This is a genomic window from Rhodococcus sp. PvR099 (assembly GCF_017833315.1).
GTDB classification, from domain to species: Bacteria; Actinomycetota; Actinomycetes; order Mycobacteriales; family Mycobacteriaceae; genus Rhodococcus_G; species Rhodococcus_G oryzae.
This window is the reverse complement of the sequence record NZ_JAFIBV010000001.1, coordinates 4,654,059-4,668,537: the sequence shown is the minus strand read 5'-3', so window position 1 is coordinate 4,668,537 and position 14,479 is coordinate 4,654,059. Positions and strand designations below refer to the sequence as shown.

At 71.8% G+C, this 14,479-nt stretch carries 11 protein-coding genes; 4 read left to right on the top strand and 7 right to left on the bottom strand.

What is annotated here, in order from left to right:
- Positions 1-113: 113 nt before the first annotated feature.
- Positions 114-677, top strand: coding sequence for a putative immunity protein (locus JOE46_RS21590; RefSeq protein WP_209928437.1), 564 nt, complete (start codon positions 114-116; stop codon positions 675-677).
- Between the two features lie 89 nt (positions 678-766).
- On the opposite strand, the gene JOE46_RS21585 is transcribed toward JOE46_RS21590, so the two are convergent.
- Genes JOE46_RS21585 through dnaK form a run of 4 tightly spaced genes read right to left on the bottom strand, consistent with a single transcriptional unit; the run spans position 767 to position 4,815 of the window.
- On the bottom strand, positions 767-1,183 hold the full coding sequence (locus tag JOE46_RS21585) for a heat shock protein transcriptional repressor HspR (protein ID WP_077040431.1): 417 nt from the start codon (positions 1,181-1,183) through the stop codon (positions 767-769).
- The gene (gene dnaJ / locus JOE46_RS21580) at positions 1,183-2,385 is read right to left on the bottom strand and encodes a molecular chaperone DnaJ (RefSeq protein WP_097210016.1); all 1,203 of its coding nucleotides are present in this window, start codon (positions 2,383-2,385) and stop codon (positions 1,183-1,185) included. Before dnaJ ends, JOE46_RS21585 begins: the two co-directional genes overlap by 1 nt.
- A gap of 34 nt (positions 2,386-2,419) precedes the next feature.
- Entirely contained in the window at positions 2,420-2,974 is a 555-nt protein-coding gene (gene grpE, locus JOE46_RS21575; RefSeq protein ID WP_097210015.1) for a nucleotide exchange factor GrpE, read from the bottom strand.
- Positions 2,971-4,815, bottom strand: a complete 1,845-nt coding sequence (gene dnaK, locus JOE46_RS21570; RefSeq protein ID WP_097210014.1) for a molecular chaperone DnaK — start codon at positions 4,813-4,815, stop codon at positions 2,971-2,973. The genes grpE and dnaK overlap by 4 nt, the downstream gene beginning before the upstream one ends.
- Before the next feature lie 333 nt (positions 4,816-5,148).
- On the opposite strand from dnaK, the gene JOE46_RS21565 reads away from it, so the two are divergent.
- Both JOE46_RS21565 and JOE46_RS21560 read left to right on the top strand, forming a co-directional pair.
- The gene (locus JOE46_RS21565; RefSeq protein ID WP_209928435.1) at positions 5,149-5,523 is read left to right on the top strand and encodes a hypothetical protein; all 375 of its coding nucleotides are present in this window, start codon (positions 5,149-5,151) and stop codon (positions 5,521-5,523) included.
- A 46-nt stretch (positions 5,524-5,569) separates the two neighbouring features.
- Entirely contained in the window at positions 5,570-6,154 is a 585-nt protein-coding gene (locus JOE46_RS21560; protein WP_209928433.1) for a hypothetical protein, read from the top strand.
- Between the two features lie 24 nt (positions 6,155-6,178).
- On the opposite strand, the gene JOE46_RS21555 is transcribed toward JOE46_RS21560, so the two are convergent.
- The 3 genes from JOE46_RS21555 to JOE46_RS21545 all read right to left on the bottom strand — a co-directional run bounded on the left by JOE46_RS21555 (position 6,179) and on the right by JOE46_RS21545 (position 12,262).
- Positions 6,179-7,651: a dynamin family protein gene (locus tag JOE46_RS21555; protein WP_097210011.1), complete on the bottom strand. Its 1,473-nt coding sequence runs from the start codon at positions 7,649-7,651 to the stop codon at positions 6,179-6,181.
- Complete coding sequence (locus tag JOE46_RS21550; RefSeq protein WP_209928432.1) at positions 7,648-9,501, bottom strand: dynamin family protein; 1,854 nt, start codon at positions 9,499-9,501, stop codon at positions 7,648-7,650. Before JOE46_RS21550 ends, JOE46_RS21555 begins: the two co-directional genes overlap by 4 nt.
- 133 nt (positions 9,502-9,634) lie before the next feature.
- Entirely contained in the window at positions 9,635-12,262 is a 2,628-nt protein-coding gene (locus JOE46_RS21545; RefSeq protein ID WP_209928430.1) for an IniB N-terminal domain-containing protein, read from the bottom strand.
- Between the two features lie 370 nt (positions 12,263-12,632).
- Here JOE46_RS21545 and JOE46_RS21540 point away from each other — a divergent pair, with 370 nt between their 5' ends.
- A complete protein-coding gene (locus tag JOE46_RS21540) occupies positions 12,633-14,474 on the top strand; it encodes an Hsp70 family protein (RefSeq protein WP_209928429.1) in 1,842 nt (613 codons plus the stop codon).
- Positions 14,475-14,479 lie beyond the last annotated feature (5 nt).

The window sequence follows — 14,479 nt, the reverse complement described above, 5'->3', positions numbered from 1 at the left end:
CGGGCCAAAGGCCTGTCGCCTGAGTCGCCGACCATATTGAAGGTTTTGCGTCACTGTCCTGCCAATATCACTGGAAAGCTTCAACGGACAGTTCAACGATACGGTTGAGTGTCATGAATGTGGCTGACGAGAAACTGACGATAGAACTCAGCATGGCTGAACTGCGCGAGATCACGCGCTTTGCCGTGACCTGCGCGGAGCCCGCCTTGGCCATCTTCGAACGTGAACACCCTGACGATCGGCGCCCACGTGCAGCGATCGACGCTGCGCAGACGTTCGTGGAGGGAGCCAAGCGGACCAAGGCGATCCGGGACAACGCGTGGGCGGCAAACCGGGCCTATCAAGAGACACGTGATGCAGGACAGGCTGCGGCGAGCGCTGCTGCGCGGGCTGCCGTTGCCGCGGCCAGTGCGGCGTTCCTGCATCCGCTGGCAAAAGCGACTCAGGTCTTGCACATCCTCGGACCGGCCGCCCACGCGGCTCGAGCCTTTGAGCTCGATGCATGCGACGACCACAGCGTCGGCGCCGAATACATCGAGAAGGCAGAAGATCTGGCAAGCCCCGTCGTGGTGAGCGTCCTGACGCGTTACCCGAACGCCCCGAGCGGTCGCGGCCGTGTCGGAGCGCTAGTACGGGACCTGGACGCATCATTGCGACGACTGGCGACCGATCGCTAACCAATCGTCGCCATCAAACGGAGCCCGGCCCTGCATCGTTCAACGCCGCCGAACCGATCGCCCTGCGCTCGACTGCGCGACAGGGCGGATCAGCGCTCGTGCCTGGGCTTCCAGACGACCAGTGCGTTGTTGCGCGGGATCGGCACCAGGTCCCGCCGATAGCTGGCGTGCACCTGGGCGATCTCGGCGGCCATCTCGGTGACCCGCCGTTGCAGCGCCTCCACCTGATTGGTCAGCTCGATGATCCGCTTGATGCCCGCCAGGTTGACGCCCTCGTCCTGGGAAAGCCGCTGCACCTCGCGCAGCAGTGCCACGTCCCGGGGCGAGTAGCGGCGACCCCCACCGGTGGTGCGGTGCGGGGTCACCAGGCCGAGCCGGTCGTAGGTCCGCAGCGTCTGGGCGTGCATGCCCGCCAGTTCCGCGGCCACCGAGATCACGAAGACCTGGGCGTCCGGGTCCGCGGGCACGTCAGACCGGCTGTGGCCTGGTCCCCGGGGCGCGGTCATCACGCACCCGCCCAGCCCGCACGCGGATCGAATCCGCTGGCCTTCTCGGCCGACAGATAGGTCTGCAGCGCCTCGGTGGCGGTCTCGTCGAGATCCTGCGGCACCGCGACCTTGACGGTCACGAGCAGATCGCCCGCACCGCCGCTGCGCTTGGGCACCCCGCGACCGCGCACCCGGAGGATCCGGCCGTCCACGGTGCCGGCCGGGATCTTGACGCCGACCCGGCCCTCGAGGGTGGGTACGGAAACGGTGGTGCCGAGCACCAGTTCGCCGTAGCTGACCGGCACGGTGACGGTCAGGTCGTCGCCGTTGCGGCCGAACACCTTGTCCGCCTTGACGTGCACGGTGACGTACAGGTCGCCCGACGGCGCGCCGCGCAGGCCCGCTTCGCCCTGCCCGGCCAGCCTGATCCGCTGCCCGTCGCTCACGCCCTTCGGGATCCGGACGGTGAGGTTGCGGGTGCGGTTCTGCACGCCGGTGCCGTGGCAGTCGGTGCACGGGTCGTCGATGATCGAGCCGGTGCCGCGGCAGTCGTCGCACGGCTCGCTGAACCCGAACGCGCCCTGGTTCCTGCTGACGATTCCGGAACCGTTGCAGCGCGGGCACACCCGCGGGCTGGTGCCCGGCTTCGCACCGCTGCCGTGGCAGGTGATGCAGGACGCCGGACTGGTCAGCCGCAGCGGCACCGTGACGCCCGTCGCGGCCTCGCGGAACGGCAGGGTGGTCTCGGCCTCCACGTCGCTGCCCCGCTGCGGGCGGGTGCCCGCACCGGTCCGCGTGCCGCCACCTCGACCGCCGCCGAACAGGCCGCCGAAGATGTCGCCGATGCCGCCGTCACCGCCGGAGGTGTAACTGGTGCCACCGCCGAACAGGTCACCGATGTTGAACTCGCCGCCCCCGAATCCGCCGCCCGCCGTGCTGTACTCGGCGCCGGGGCGGAAACCACCGCGACCGAAGCCGCCGCTGGCGAACAGCCGGCGGGCCTCGTCGTACTCCTTGCGCTTGGCGGCATCCGAGAGCACGGCGTTCGCCTCGCTCACGGCCTTGAACCGCTCCTCGGCCGCCGTGTCCCCCGGGTTGGCGTCGGGGTGCAGATCCCGCGCCAGCTTCCGGTAGGCCTTCTTGATCTCGTCTGCCGAAGCATCAGAGGAGACGCCCAGCTCCTTGTAGAAGTCCTTCTCGATCCACTCCCGCTCACTCACCGGGCGTCTCCTCCTCTCGTTGCTTCCTGTGTAACTACTCCGGGGCCCCGTCCGGCGCAGGCGCGCCGTCCGTGACCGTCACCATCGCCGTCCGCAGGATCCGGTCGCCGAGGCGGTAGCCCTTGCGAAGGACCGTCCCGAGCACCGGATGGTCGCCGTCGCCCTCGACCTGCACGGCCTCGTGCAGCTCCGGGGAGAAGGCGTCGCCCTCGTCGCCGAACGCCGCGAGACCGAGACCCTCCAGCACCCCGGCGAGCTTGTCGGACAGCGCCTTCAGCGGGCCGGACTCCAGGTCACCGTGCGCGCGGGCCCGGTCGAGGTCGTCCACCACATCGAGGAACTTTCCGACCACCGAGGCCCGCTCCGCCGCGACCGCCTGGTCGATGCGGACGAGCGAATTCCGGCGGATGTTCGCGATCTCCGCCTTCGCGTAGCCCAGTTCGGTGCTGGCCTTCTCGAGCTCCGAGGTCAGCGTGAGCAGCTCGTCCACGGTGTCCTCGGTGTCGGCCGCGGCCCCGGCCGCCGCATCAGCGGCGGCCAGGGTCTCGGTGTCGACTACTGGTTCGCGGTCGGCGTCCCGTTCGGTCACTTCTTGTCCTGATCGGAGGGCTCGTCCACGACCTCGGCGTCGACGACATCGTCGCCCTGGCTCGGGGCGGCGCCGTCGGCGCCTGCCGCGGACTCATCGGCCTGCGCCTTGTAGATCGCCTCGCCCAGGGCCTGGGACTCGGTGGCGAGCTTCTCCACGGCGGACTTCACCGCGGAGATGTCGGTGCCGGCAAGGGCGGTGTTGGCCTCCGCGATGGCGGCCTCGACCTTCTCCTTGACGTCCGCGGGCACCTTGTCCTCGTTGTCCTTGATGAACTTCTCGGTCTGGTGCACCAGCGACTCGGCCTGGTTGCGGACCTCGGCCTCCTCGCGGCGGGCCTTGTCCTCCTCGGCGTGCGCCTCGGCGTCCTTGACCATCCGCTCGATCTCCTCCTTGGACAGGCCGGAGCCGTCCTGGATCTTGATCGTGTTCTCCTTGCCGGTGCCCTTGTCCTTCGCGGTCACGTGCACGATGCCGTTGGCATCGATGTCGAAGGTGACCTCGATCTGCGGCACGCCGCGAGGGGCCGGCGGGATGCCCGCGAGCTCGAAGGATCCCAGGAGCTTGTTGTGCGAGGCGATCTCGCGCTCACCCTGGAACACCTGGATCTGCACCGACGGCTGGTTGTCGTCCGCCGTGGTGAAGGTCTCCGAGCGCTTGGTCGGGATGGTGGTGTTGCGCTCGATGAGCTTGGTCATCACGCCACCCTTGGTCTCGATGCCGAGGGAGAGCGGGGTGACGTCGAGGAGCAGCACGTCCTTGACCTCGCCCTTGAGCACGCCGGCCTGCAGGGCTGCGCCGATGGCGACGACCTCGTCCGGGTTCACGCCCTTGTTGGGCTCGCGGCCACCGGTCAGCTCGCGGACCAGGTCCGAGACCGCGGGCATACGGGTGGAACCACCGACGAGCACGACGTTGTCGATGTCCTTGACCGAGATACCGCTGTCCTTGATCACGGCCTGGAACGGCGCGCGGGTGCGGTCGAGCAGGTCGGAGGTGATCTTCTGGAACTCGGCGCGGGTCAGCTGCTCATCGAGGAACAGCGGGTTCTTGTCCGCGTCCACGGTGATGTACGGCAGGTTGATCGAGGTGCTCTGCGAGGAGGACAGCTCGATCTTTGCCTTCTCGGCGGCCTCGCGCAGACGCTGCAGGGCCATCTTGTCCTTGGTCAGGTCGATGCCGCTGGACGCCTTGAACTTGTCGACGAGCCAGGAGACGATGCGCTCGTCCCAGTCGTCGCCACCGAGGTGGTTGTCGCCGGAGGTCGCGCGGACCTCGACGACGCCGTCGCCGATCTCGAGCAGGGACACGTCGAAGGTGCCGCCGCCGAGGTCGAAGACCAGGATGGTCTGTTCCTTCTCGCCCTTGTCCAGGCCGTACGCCAGCGCGGCCGCGGTGGGCTCGTTGACGATGCGGAGCACGTTGAGGCCGGCGATCTGGCCGGCTTCCTTGGTGGCCTGACGCTGCGCGTCCTCGAAGTACGCGGGCACGGTGATGACGGCGTCGGTGATCTCCTCACCGAGGTACGCCTCGGCGTCGCGCTTCAGCTTCATGAGCGTGCGCGCGCTGATCTCCTGCGACGTGTACTTCTTGCCGTCGATCTCGACGTTCCAGTCGGTGCCGACGTGGCGCTTGACCGAGCGGATGGTGCGGTCGACGTTCGTGACCGCCTGGTTCTTTGCGGGCTGGCCGACCAGCACCTCACCGTTCTTGGCGAAGGCGACGATCGACGGGGTGGTGCGCGAGCCCTCGGAGTTGGCGACCACTACGGGCTCGCCGCCTTCGAGCACAGACACGACCGAGTTGGTGGTCCCGAGGTCGATTCCGACCGCACGAGCCATAGTGTTCCTCCTACTTGTCGCAGCACCCCCGGCGACGTTAGGCGCCGGGGCTGGTTGTGCTGGCATTTCTTGGCCATCTCACCCTAAGTGAGTGCTACACGCTCAAGTTTGCAACCCATCGGCGTGGGAGTCAAGCTCGAACTTGAGTCTGGTTCACTCAAGGCTGTCGAAGTGGTCAACGGGGGCGGTTCGCGTTTTGTTCCCTGGCGCACGAACTTTCTCCGGCGAGTTCCCGTCCCGTGTGGTGATGGTGCGGCGAGGGGTCCGGTCATAGCGTTGAAGGTGTCCTGCGAGCCTCGGCCGCACCCCCAACCACACGAACGGTCTGCCGTCATGTCCACCAACCGAATCACCGCGGCCATCCGCACCGCCGCCGTCGCCGCACTGATCGCCCTGCCCGCGCTCGGGCTCGGGGGCGCCGCCGTCGCCCACCCCGGTCCGCACCCGCCCGCCGCCGATCCGATCGTCGGATCCAAGGGCGGAGGATGCTCGGAGAATCGAGTCGGCGTCGACGGGGACACCGGCGAACAGCTCTCCTGCCGGCGCGGCCCCGACGGGGGCGTCTGGTCGGGTACCAACGGAGGGATCGTCGGCGTCCACGAGTTCGGGTCGCCATGCGACCCCGCGCTCGACGAGAGGTCGCAGACGCCGGAGGGCAGGGAGATCATGTGCACGCCCGCCGGTCACCAGTGGCAGTACGACGCCTAGTCCGGGATCCGCGGGGAACCCCTAGCCGGACGCCTACGATCCAGGCATGGACAACGCAGGCGAGCAGGAGTTCGGAGTCCCGCCCCAGGCCGCACCGCCGCAGCCGCCGCACCGCCCGCAGCCACCGCGCCCGGAGTTTGCCGCCACCCCGCTGCGCCCCGCGCCCACCGACGCCCCGCCGCGCGCTCTCACCGTCGCCCGGTCCGCCTGGATCGGCTCGTTCGCCGTCCTGATCGGCATCGGTGCCGCCACCGCGCTCGAGCTGACCGCGGTCCGCGACGCGCTGGAGTCCGCGCTGTCCGCCGAACGGCCGCGCACCGCCCACCGCGACATCGCCGACACCGTCTCGGTCACCCTGCTGGGCTGCGCGTCGGCCGCCGCACTGCTGCTGGTCGCCGGACTGATCTGTCTGCACCTGCTCGGTGGGCGTCGCAGCGCCGCCCGAATCGCCCTCGCCCTGGTCGGCGTCGTCTCCGTCGCCGCGGCCATCGTGTTCTTGTCGCTCATGGTCGACGCGGGCGAGGCCTCCGGCGGCGTGCTGGAGTGGGCCCCACTCGTCTACGCCGGACTCGTGACCATCGGCGTCGCAGCGCTTTTCGCGCCCGCTATGAGTCGCTGGTTGCGGCACTGACCGCCGCGACCCGCGGCCGGACGCCTAGCCCGAGAGCTCGGCGAGCACGCCCTCCGCGCTGCGCGCGCCGATCCCGCAGGCGCGCGCGGTGAACTGATCCAGCAGCGGATGTTCGGCCCAGGTCCGCCACTTGCGCACCGCCGCAAGGGCCGCGGCCCGCTCCGCGGCGACGCCGTCATCGGGGTCGAGCCCGAGCCGCTCGCTGCGCCCGATGCCGAACCCGCCGACCAGCCGCTGCAGCTGCGCGACATCATCGTCGGACAGGTTCGGCCGGGTCGAGCGCAATCGCCCGAGCAGCCGCAACTCCTGGAAGCCGTGCACATCGGCGAGCAGTCGTTGCGCCGCGGCGAGGATCGGCGCGGACTCGGCGCGGGGGTGGGCCGAGAGCACGCGGGTGAGCGCGAGCAGGGCCGAGTGTGTCTTGAGCTGATCCGCGCGCTGACCGAACTGCACGTCGATCACCTGCCGCAGCTCGTGGAGGCCACTGCGCTCGACGAGCTGCGTTGCGAGACTGGGCGAATCGGGCGTGCCGAGCTTGATCAGCGTGACCGCCAGCCGGATTCCGAACAACCCGAAACGGTGCGCCAACTGGGCGCGGGTGTGCGCGTCCACCGGCAGCGGGCTGTCCGGGCGGGAGAACCGGTCCGCGGACAGCATCGCCAGCTGCAGGTCCTCGGGCGGAACCTCGGCCAGCGCGCGGAAGGCCTCGTACTCGCGCTGCCGTAGCGTGCGCGCGCCGAGCGCGAGCAGCCCGGCGACCGGGACCACCGCCTGACACAGCCCCGTCAGCTCCAGCTCGGTGGCGAAGCGGGACGCGACCTCCTTGGCCGACATCATCGCGTCGAGGCGGCCCGCGCCCACCTCGTCCGCGCGCGAGACCACCCCGACCACCCCGAGGGGTCCGGACTCGCCGCCGACGTGCGAGCCGATCTGACCGAGGAATGCGACGTCGGTGGCGGCGAGGGTGCGCAGCAGGTACACCACGGCATCCGCCCCGGAGGCCGAGTCCTCCGGGGTCAGCATCTCCAGTGTGCGGGCGGAGACGTCGCGCGAGAGCGAGGACGTGCCGGGGGTGTCGATGATGGTGGTGTTGGTGAGCGCCCGCGCCGGCCACTCCACGTCCAGCCGGTCCACCTCCGCGGCCGTCATCGCGCCGAGGTCGAAGGTGAGGCTGCTGCCCTCTCGCCGCTGGACGGGCACGTTGAAGGACTGGTCGCCGTGGTGCCACGCGGTGACCGTCGGCGTCGGGCCCTGCCGGTACCAGGTGACGACACGGGTGCACTCCGTGGCGTCGGTCGGTGCGATGTCCTGTCCCACAAGCGCATTGAGCAGCGTCGACTTACCGGCCTTCAACGACCCGGCGAGCGCGACCCGGAGCGGCTGATCGATCCGCTCGGCGCACTCGTCGAGTTGCCTGCGTACCGTGGGATCGCCCGCATACACCTCACGTGCCGCACCGATCAGTGCCCGCGCCTGCGCCAGCGCGCCCGCGCTCACCGTTCGATCTCCACCGGGAGCATCTGTGCCGCAAGCTCCTTGAGCTCGCTCAGCGCGCGCATGTCCCGCTCGATCTGGGCGGCGCGCTGGGTACGTTCGGTGGTGGCCAGGTTCGCGGCCTCCTGCGCGGCGCGCAGCGAGTCGTTGAGTGAGCGCAGGGTCTGCTCGGCGATGGCGGTGAAGTGGTCGCGCAGCAGTCGCTGGATCAGCCGCAGCCGATCCTTCGACTCCTTGTTCACCTGGAAGCTGACGTCGTCGACGAACCGCCGGATCGCGACCTTCGCCTCGCTGCGGCGCTTGAGGATCCGCTGCTCGCGATCCTCCCGATAGGCCTTGGTGCCCAGCACCAGCCCGGCGCCCACGGAGATCGGGTTCACCAGGGCCATCCCCATCAGCGTGGTGATCAGCCCGAACATCAGCACGCCGCCGTACGAGCCGCGCATGCCGACGAGCATCTTCTGGGTGATGCCGATGCTCCCCGATTCGAGGTCGGCGAGGGAGCTGACGGGCTCGAGGACCCCGCCCAGGTCGGCGACGTCGAGGTGCGGCAGGTCCACCGACCCGGACTCCGCGAAGTGCCCGGCCACCACCTCGGCCAGCCAGATCGCGCGGTCGTGCGCCCAGACGAAGTTGTCGCCGATCGAGGTCGCGACCTGTTGCTCGAGCCACTCGCCGAGCTCCGCCCAGTCCTTGCCGGGGTCGCCCTCGTCCACGGACTCCTCGGCCTGGCGGGTGACGCGGCGCAGCCGGTCCCGCAGGTCGTGGTCGATGTCGGCGGCCAGGTCGGTGACGCCGTCGGACAGGGTCTGCTGCCACAGCGAGGTGCGCTTGTGCAGCTCCTCGGCCGCGACCTTGGCCTTCTGCAGCTCCGCAACGGCCGCAGCGCCTTTGGCCGGGTCACGAAGCGCGGCGAGCTCGCTGCCGAGCGCGAGGGTCAGGTGTTCGGTGACCGAGTGCACGTCCAGCGCCACCGCGCGGCGGGTGGTGAGGTCTCCCCTTGCCACCACCTGCTCGCGCAGGAACGCGTAGAGGTCGGTGAACCCCGACTCGACGTTCAGCTCCTCGTCCTGCAGTCGCACCGCGTGCGAGCGCAGCGCCGACGACACCGGGATCAACGGCACGCTGAGCCCGGCGCGGCCGAGGTGCCCGCGGTCCGCCTCGACGATCTCCCGCCAGTGCGGGTACAGATCGGTCTTGCTGATCAGGCAGGCCACGGCCGGGCACAGGCCGAGGACCTGCCGAAGGAACGCGACCTCCGGTTCGGTGAACTCCTGACTGGCATCCGAGAGCACCAGGACCGCGTCGGCAGCGGGAAGTAGGCCGAGAGTGCTTGCCGCGTGTGGGTTTCCGTGCCCGCCGACGCCTGGGGTGTCCACCAGCACCAGCCCGTCGGCGAGCAGCGGGCTCGGCACGTTCACCTCGACCCGCAGCACCTCGCGTCCGCCGGCCAGCGGCGTCGACGGCGTGACGGCGCTCAGTTCCTCCAGCGGCACCGCCACCCTGACGGCGTCGGCTCCCGGCTCGGCGAGGACCAACTCCGCACTCGCCGTCTGCGCGTTCTGCACGACCGTGGGCACCGCGGTGGTCTCGTCGTCGCCGACCGTGCACACGGTCAGGCCGAGCAGCGAGTTCACCAACTGGCTCTTGCCCTGCTTGAGCGGGCCGACCACGACAATCCGCATCCGCGGATCCAGCACCCTGGTCTTGGCCAGCTCAAGGCGGTCCACCAGATCGGCTCGCCCGGCGGTCCGGGCGATGACCCCGGTCCGCTCGAGCAGCGCCACCATGTCCGCGGCCGTTGCCTGTCCCGCGGCGGTGCGTTCGACTGCCGAAGCAGCTGCGTTGTCCATGAACCCGACCCACAATCCAATCTGCGCCGCGGGCGCCCGAACGGGCGCTCGCGGCGAGCGATTTCACTGTATCCAGCACGGAGCCGGCCCCACACGCAATAACGCGTACGGGGCCGGCTCCGTTACAGATCGATCAGGGCAGCAGCGGATCCGCGTGCGCGGCCGCCTCGCCGCCGATCTCGGCGGCGCCGGTCGCATCCGCGTCTCCGAAGAGCCCGCCGCCGATGCCGCCGAGCCCATCGCCGAACAGGCCGCCGTCCGCCTCGTGGGTCGTGGTGACCTCACTGCCGAAGGCGTTCGAGGCGTCCAGCGACGACCACGCGTTCCCGGTGGCCGCGGTGGCACCGCCGAGGCCGGAGCTGATCCCGCCGACCAGGTCGGAGGTGCCGCCGAGCTCGCCGCCCGCCGACGTCGCGCCGCCAACGCCCGCCCCGATGCCTGCATCGACCGCACCGGTGACCGCGCCGCCGAGGTCCGCGACGGCGTCCAGGCCGGTCGTCAGGTCCGTGGCCGCTCCCGCGGCACCCGAGAGGGCGCCACCGAGCTCCGCACCGGTGTTCGCGACCCCCGACAGTGCGCCGCCCAGGTCTGCGCCAGCGCTCGCCGCACCCGACAGGGCTCCACCCAGCTCCGCGCCCGCGTTGGCCGCACCGTCCAGTGCGCCGGTCAGGCCGCCGCCGAGCTCAGCACCCGCGTTGGCCGCGCCATCGAGCGCACCGGTCAGGCCGCCACCCAGCTCCGCACCCGCGTTCGCCGCACCCGACAACGCGCCGCCCAGGTCCGCGCCCGCGTTCGCGGCACCGTCCAGCGCGCCGGTCAGGCTGCCGCCGAGGCCGGCACCCGCACCGAACAGGCCACCGAGACCGCCGGCCAGGCCGCTGGTCAGGCCCGCACCGAGGCCCGCGACCGCGTCCAGTCCGCCGCCGAGGCCCGCTGCCGCATCGAGACCGGCGTCGAGGTCCGCGCCGACACCGAGGTCGAGGCCGACGCCCGCGCCGAGGAGGCCGTCGAGAGTGCCGCCCAGATCGAGGGCGCCGCCCGCACCGAGAAGTCCGTCGACCGCGCCGCCCAGGTCGAGGCCGCCACCGAGCGCACCCCCGAGGGCACCGCCGAGGTCGAGGTCTCCGCCGAGCGCGCCGCCCGCCCCGAGCGCACCCTCGAGGGCCGTGCCCAGCCCGCCTGCGAGGCCGCCGTCGAGATCGAGGGCGGTGCCGAGCACCGTGCCGAGCGCGCCACCGAGGTCGATCTCACCGGTGCCACCCGCCGCGCCACCGAGCGCCGCCTCGAGTTCCCCACCGAGATCGCCGCCCGCACCGAGCGCCGCGCCGAGCACCCCGCCCAGCGAAGCCCCCAGGTCCGTGCCGATCTCCCCGCCCGCACCGAGCACGCCCTCGAGCGCGGTGCTGAGCGATCCGCCGAGGCCACCCTCCGCACCGAGGTCGAGGCCGCCCGCGGCGCCGAGCGCCGCGTCCAGCGCCGCACCGAGCCCGGCAGTGAGGCCGCCGTCCACCCCGAGCGCACCGCCGAGCGCACCGGCCAGCGTGGCGCCGAGGTCCCCGCCGATCTCCCCGCCCGCACCGAGGACGCCGCCCAGATCCAGGCCCGCACCCGCACCGACCAGGGCGCCGAGCGTGCCACCCAGCGCGCCACCGAGGTCGGCGGCGACATCGCCGCCCGCTCCGAGCGCCCCGCCCAGCGCCGCGCTCAGCGTGGCGCCGAGGTCGCCGCCCAGGTCCAGGCCACCACCGAGGCCGCCGCCCAGGTCCAGCACCCCGTCGAGCGCACCGGTCAGACCGGAGGTCAGGCCGCCACCGAGACCGAGCACGCCGTCGAGGTCAAGGCCACCGCCCGCACCGAGCGCCGCGTCGAGCGCACCGGTCAGACCGGAGGTCAGCTCGCCACCGAGGCCGAGTGCGCCGCCGAGGGTGCCGCCCAGCGCAGCGCCGAGATCGAGGCCGCCCTCGAGCGCGGTGGACAAGGCGCCACCGAGTGCACCGTCCGCACCGAACGCGGCACCGAGCACCCCGCCGAGCGCGACGCCCAGGTCGGCGCCGATGTCGCCGCCGACCTCGAGTGCGCTGCCCAGCACCGCGCCGAGGTCGAGAGCCCCGCCCAGGTCCAGGTCGGTCACCCCGCTCAGCGCGGCGTTCAGCGCGCCGCCGAGCTCGGCCACCAGGTCTCCGCCGACTCCGAGCGCGCCACCCAGCGCACCGCTGAGCGCACCGCCAAGGCCCAGGTCCGCGTTCACGTCCACGGCGCCGCCCAGACCGAGCGATGCCTCCAGTGCCGCGCCGATGGCCGCACCGAGATCGGCGCCGATCTGGCCGCCGATCTGCAGGGCAGCCCCCAGCGCTGCGCTCAGAGCCGCGCTCAGATCGGCTCCCAGGTCGATGTCGCCACCGAGACCGAGTCCGCCACCGAGCCCCAGACCCGCGCCTGCGCCTGCCGCGAGGCCGCCACCCAGACCGAGGCCACCTCCCAGTCCGAGGCCACCACCGAGGCCGCCACCGAGGCCGCCACCGAGTGCACCGCCGACGGCCGTGTCGAGCCCCGCGTTCACGATGCTCGTCAACTCACCTGCGGCGCCGGCGAACAGACCCGACTCGGCGACCAACGGGGCCACTGCGGAGATGTCCGCGGCGCACACGCCGCCCAGCCCGGCGGCGGCCAACGCCGCGTCCGGGTTCTGGCAGTACAGCGCCCTCGCCTCGTCATCACGCAGGAGGCTGAGGATGAAGTCGAGAAGAGCGTTGGTGGTCATGTCGATCTCCTGAGGTCTGGTCGAACGGATCGCGATAGACGACGCGAAACGATTGCCCTCAACGCTAGGTACGCGGACACCCCGCCCCAACGGGGTGAACTCCCCTGCCTCGCGGAGCGCGTGGGGGGTGGGGCCGATAGGGGATCCCCGCCCGATAGGGGATACCTCCCCCATCTGCGCGTTTGTCTTCGAATCGGTAACGCTTCACGCGCGTGACCCGACACAGTGGGCAACAGCGGGGGCCACATTCGGCCCCCACCCCCGGCTCAGAACCCGGGAAATCGTCACCCGCCCCTGGCTCCGGCCAACGGGAGAATTGTCAGCCACTCCGGCGGCGGAAGCCGCGGGGCGAGCACGGGAGAACACTTCGATGACTGTTGGACTCGGACTCACCGTCGGCGCCGTGAACTCGGTGGCGGTCACCGCCCTCGAGCACGACGCGGACGCGCAGGGACCGTCGATCACGGCGAGTTCGACCCTGGCGCTCGGCGGGGACGCCCCCGCGGTTCTCGGCGTGCCCAGCAGGCACGAGGGGGACGTTCCACGTGGAACCGTCATCTCCGGTTTCGCCACCCGCGTCGGCGACCCCGTCGCGCTCGTCGCCGACGACGGCTCGACCCACACCGGCGAGGACCTCGTCGTCACCGCGATGCAGTGCCTGATCGAGGCGTCCTCTGCCGAACTCGCCGAGTTCCCCGCCGTGGCGGCGGCGTATCCGGCGGTCTGGCCGGGCCACACGGTGGACGCGCTGCGCTCCGCGCTCGACCGCGCCGGCCTGGGCGGGGTCACGCTCGTCCCCGAGCCCGAGGCCGCGGTCACATGGCTGCAGCGCAACGGATCCCGCGACTACGCAGGCACCTCCGACGACCTCGTGCTCGTCTACGACCTCGGCGGCACCAGCCTCGACGTGACGCTCGTTCACGCAGGCGACACTCCTCGGATCATCGGGAAGCCGATGCGGTCCGAGGACTTCGGCGGATCCGAGTTCGACCACCTCACGCTGCGGTACGTGCTCGACGGTGTCGTGGGCGAGGCAGGCGAACTGGACCCCTTCGACCCCGACACCATGAACGCCCTCGCCCAACTGCGGGCCCGCTGCTGCGCAGCCAAGGAGGCACTGTCCTCGGACACCGAGACGGTCATCGGGATCGACCTGCCCGGCGTGCACAGCGACGTCCGACTGGTGCGTGCGGAGCTGGAGGACCTGATCCGGGAGCCGCTGGCGGACTCGGTCGAACTGGTCCGGGAGACGCTGCGCAACGCGGGCGTCGACCTGTCCGACGTGGGTCAGGTCCTGCTCATCGGTGGCAGCTCGGCGATGCCGCTGGTCGCCGAGTTGCTCTCCGCCGAACTGCGGCTGCCCGTGGTCGCCGACGCCCATCCCGAGCGAACCGCGGCACAGGGCGCCGCGCTCCTCGCCGCCGCGGAGGGCGCCCACACGGTGCCGCTCGCGGTGGTTCCGGCCGCCGCGGCCGCCGCGACCACCGTCGTGGAGGTCGCGCCGGTGCCGCCCGCGTCGGCGGGTCCGCGTCCCGGCATCCGGCCCGCCTCCAGGGGCGCATCGCTCTCCACCCCCAAGAAGGCCGCGATCGTCGCCGCCGCGGCCGCCGCGATCGCCATCCTGGCCGCAGGCGGGCTCTCGCTCGGTACCGGCGCGCTGACGCCGTCCAACGCGGACACCAGCCGGGGTGCCACGACCAGCGGCCACAGCGTCACCACCACGGTCGCACCGGACGGCACCGTGCTGCCCGTCGTCGACGGCGTGGTCAGCCCGACCACCGGGGACTCCCCCGTCCGTCTTGACCCCACCGGCGCGCCCATCCGATCCGACGCCGGTTCGACCGCGCGGCAGGTCTCCGCCAATTCGGGCGGCGCCGCGGCACCCGCCCCGGCACCCGGCTCCCCCGCCGCCGCACCCGCCCCGGCGCCTGCACCGGGACCCGTTGGCGGCGGGACACCCCCGCCCCCACCTGCGCCTCCTGCGGGCGGCGGGTACACGCCCCCGCCCGCGCCCCCGCAGGGTGACGGCGGCGGCCAGATCGCGAACGACTTCGTCGACGGCGTCGGCGGCGCCGCCACCGGTGTCGGAAACGGCGTCGGCGGCGTGGTGGAGGGTGTCGGTAACGGCGTCGGCGGCGTGCTCGGCGGTCTGGGCGGCGTCGTCGGCGGCGTCGGCCAGGGCGTCGGCGGGTTGCTCGGCGGCGGGCAGTAGGAACC

Bases quoted from the DNA above. Each gene is read 5' to 3' on its own strand.
- JOE46_RS21590 (WP_209928437.1), top strand. From the start codon at position 114: ATGAATGTGGCTGACGAGAAACTGACGATAGAACTCAGCATGGCTGAA.
- JOE46_RS21585 (WP_077040431.1), bottom strand. From the start codon at position 1,183: ATGACCGCGCCCCGGGGACCAGGCCACAGCCGGTCTGACGTGCCCGCG.
- dnaK (WP_097210014.1), bottom strand. From the start codon at position 4,815: ATGGCTCGTGCGGTCGGAATCGACCTCGGGACCACCAACTCGGTCGTG.
- JOE46_RS21565 (WP_209928435.1), top strand. From the start codon at position 5,149: ATGTCCACCAACCGAATCACCGCGGCCATCCGCACCGCCGCCGTCGCC.
- JOE46_RS21560 (WP_209928433.1), top strand. From the start codon at position 5,570: ATGGACAACGCAGGCGAGCAGGAGTTCGGAGTCCCGCCCCAGGCCGCA.
- JOE46_RS21550 (WP_209928432.1), bottom strand. From the start codon at position 9,501: ATGGACAACGCAGCTGCTTCGGCAGTCGAACGCACCGCCGCGGGACAG.
- JOE46_RS21545 (WP_209928430.1), bottom strand. From the start codon at position 12,262: ATGACCACCAACGCTCTTCTCGACTTCATCCTCAGCCTCCTGCGTGAT.
- JOE46_RS21540 (WP_209928429.1), top strand. From the start codon at position 12,633: ATGACTGTTGGACTCGGACTCACCGTCGGCGCCGTGAACTCGGTGGCG.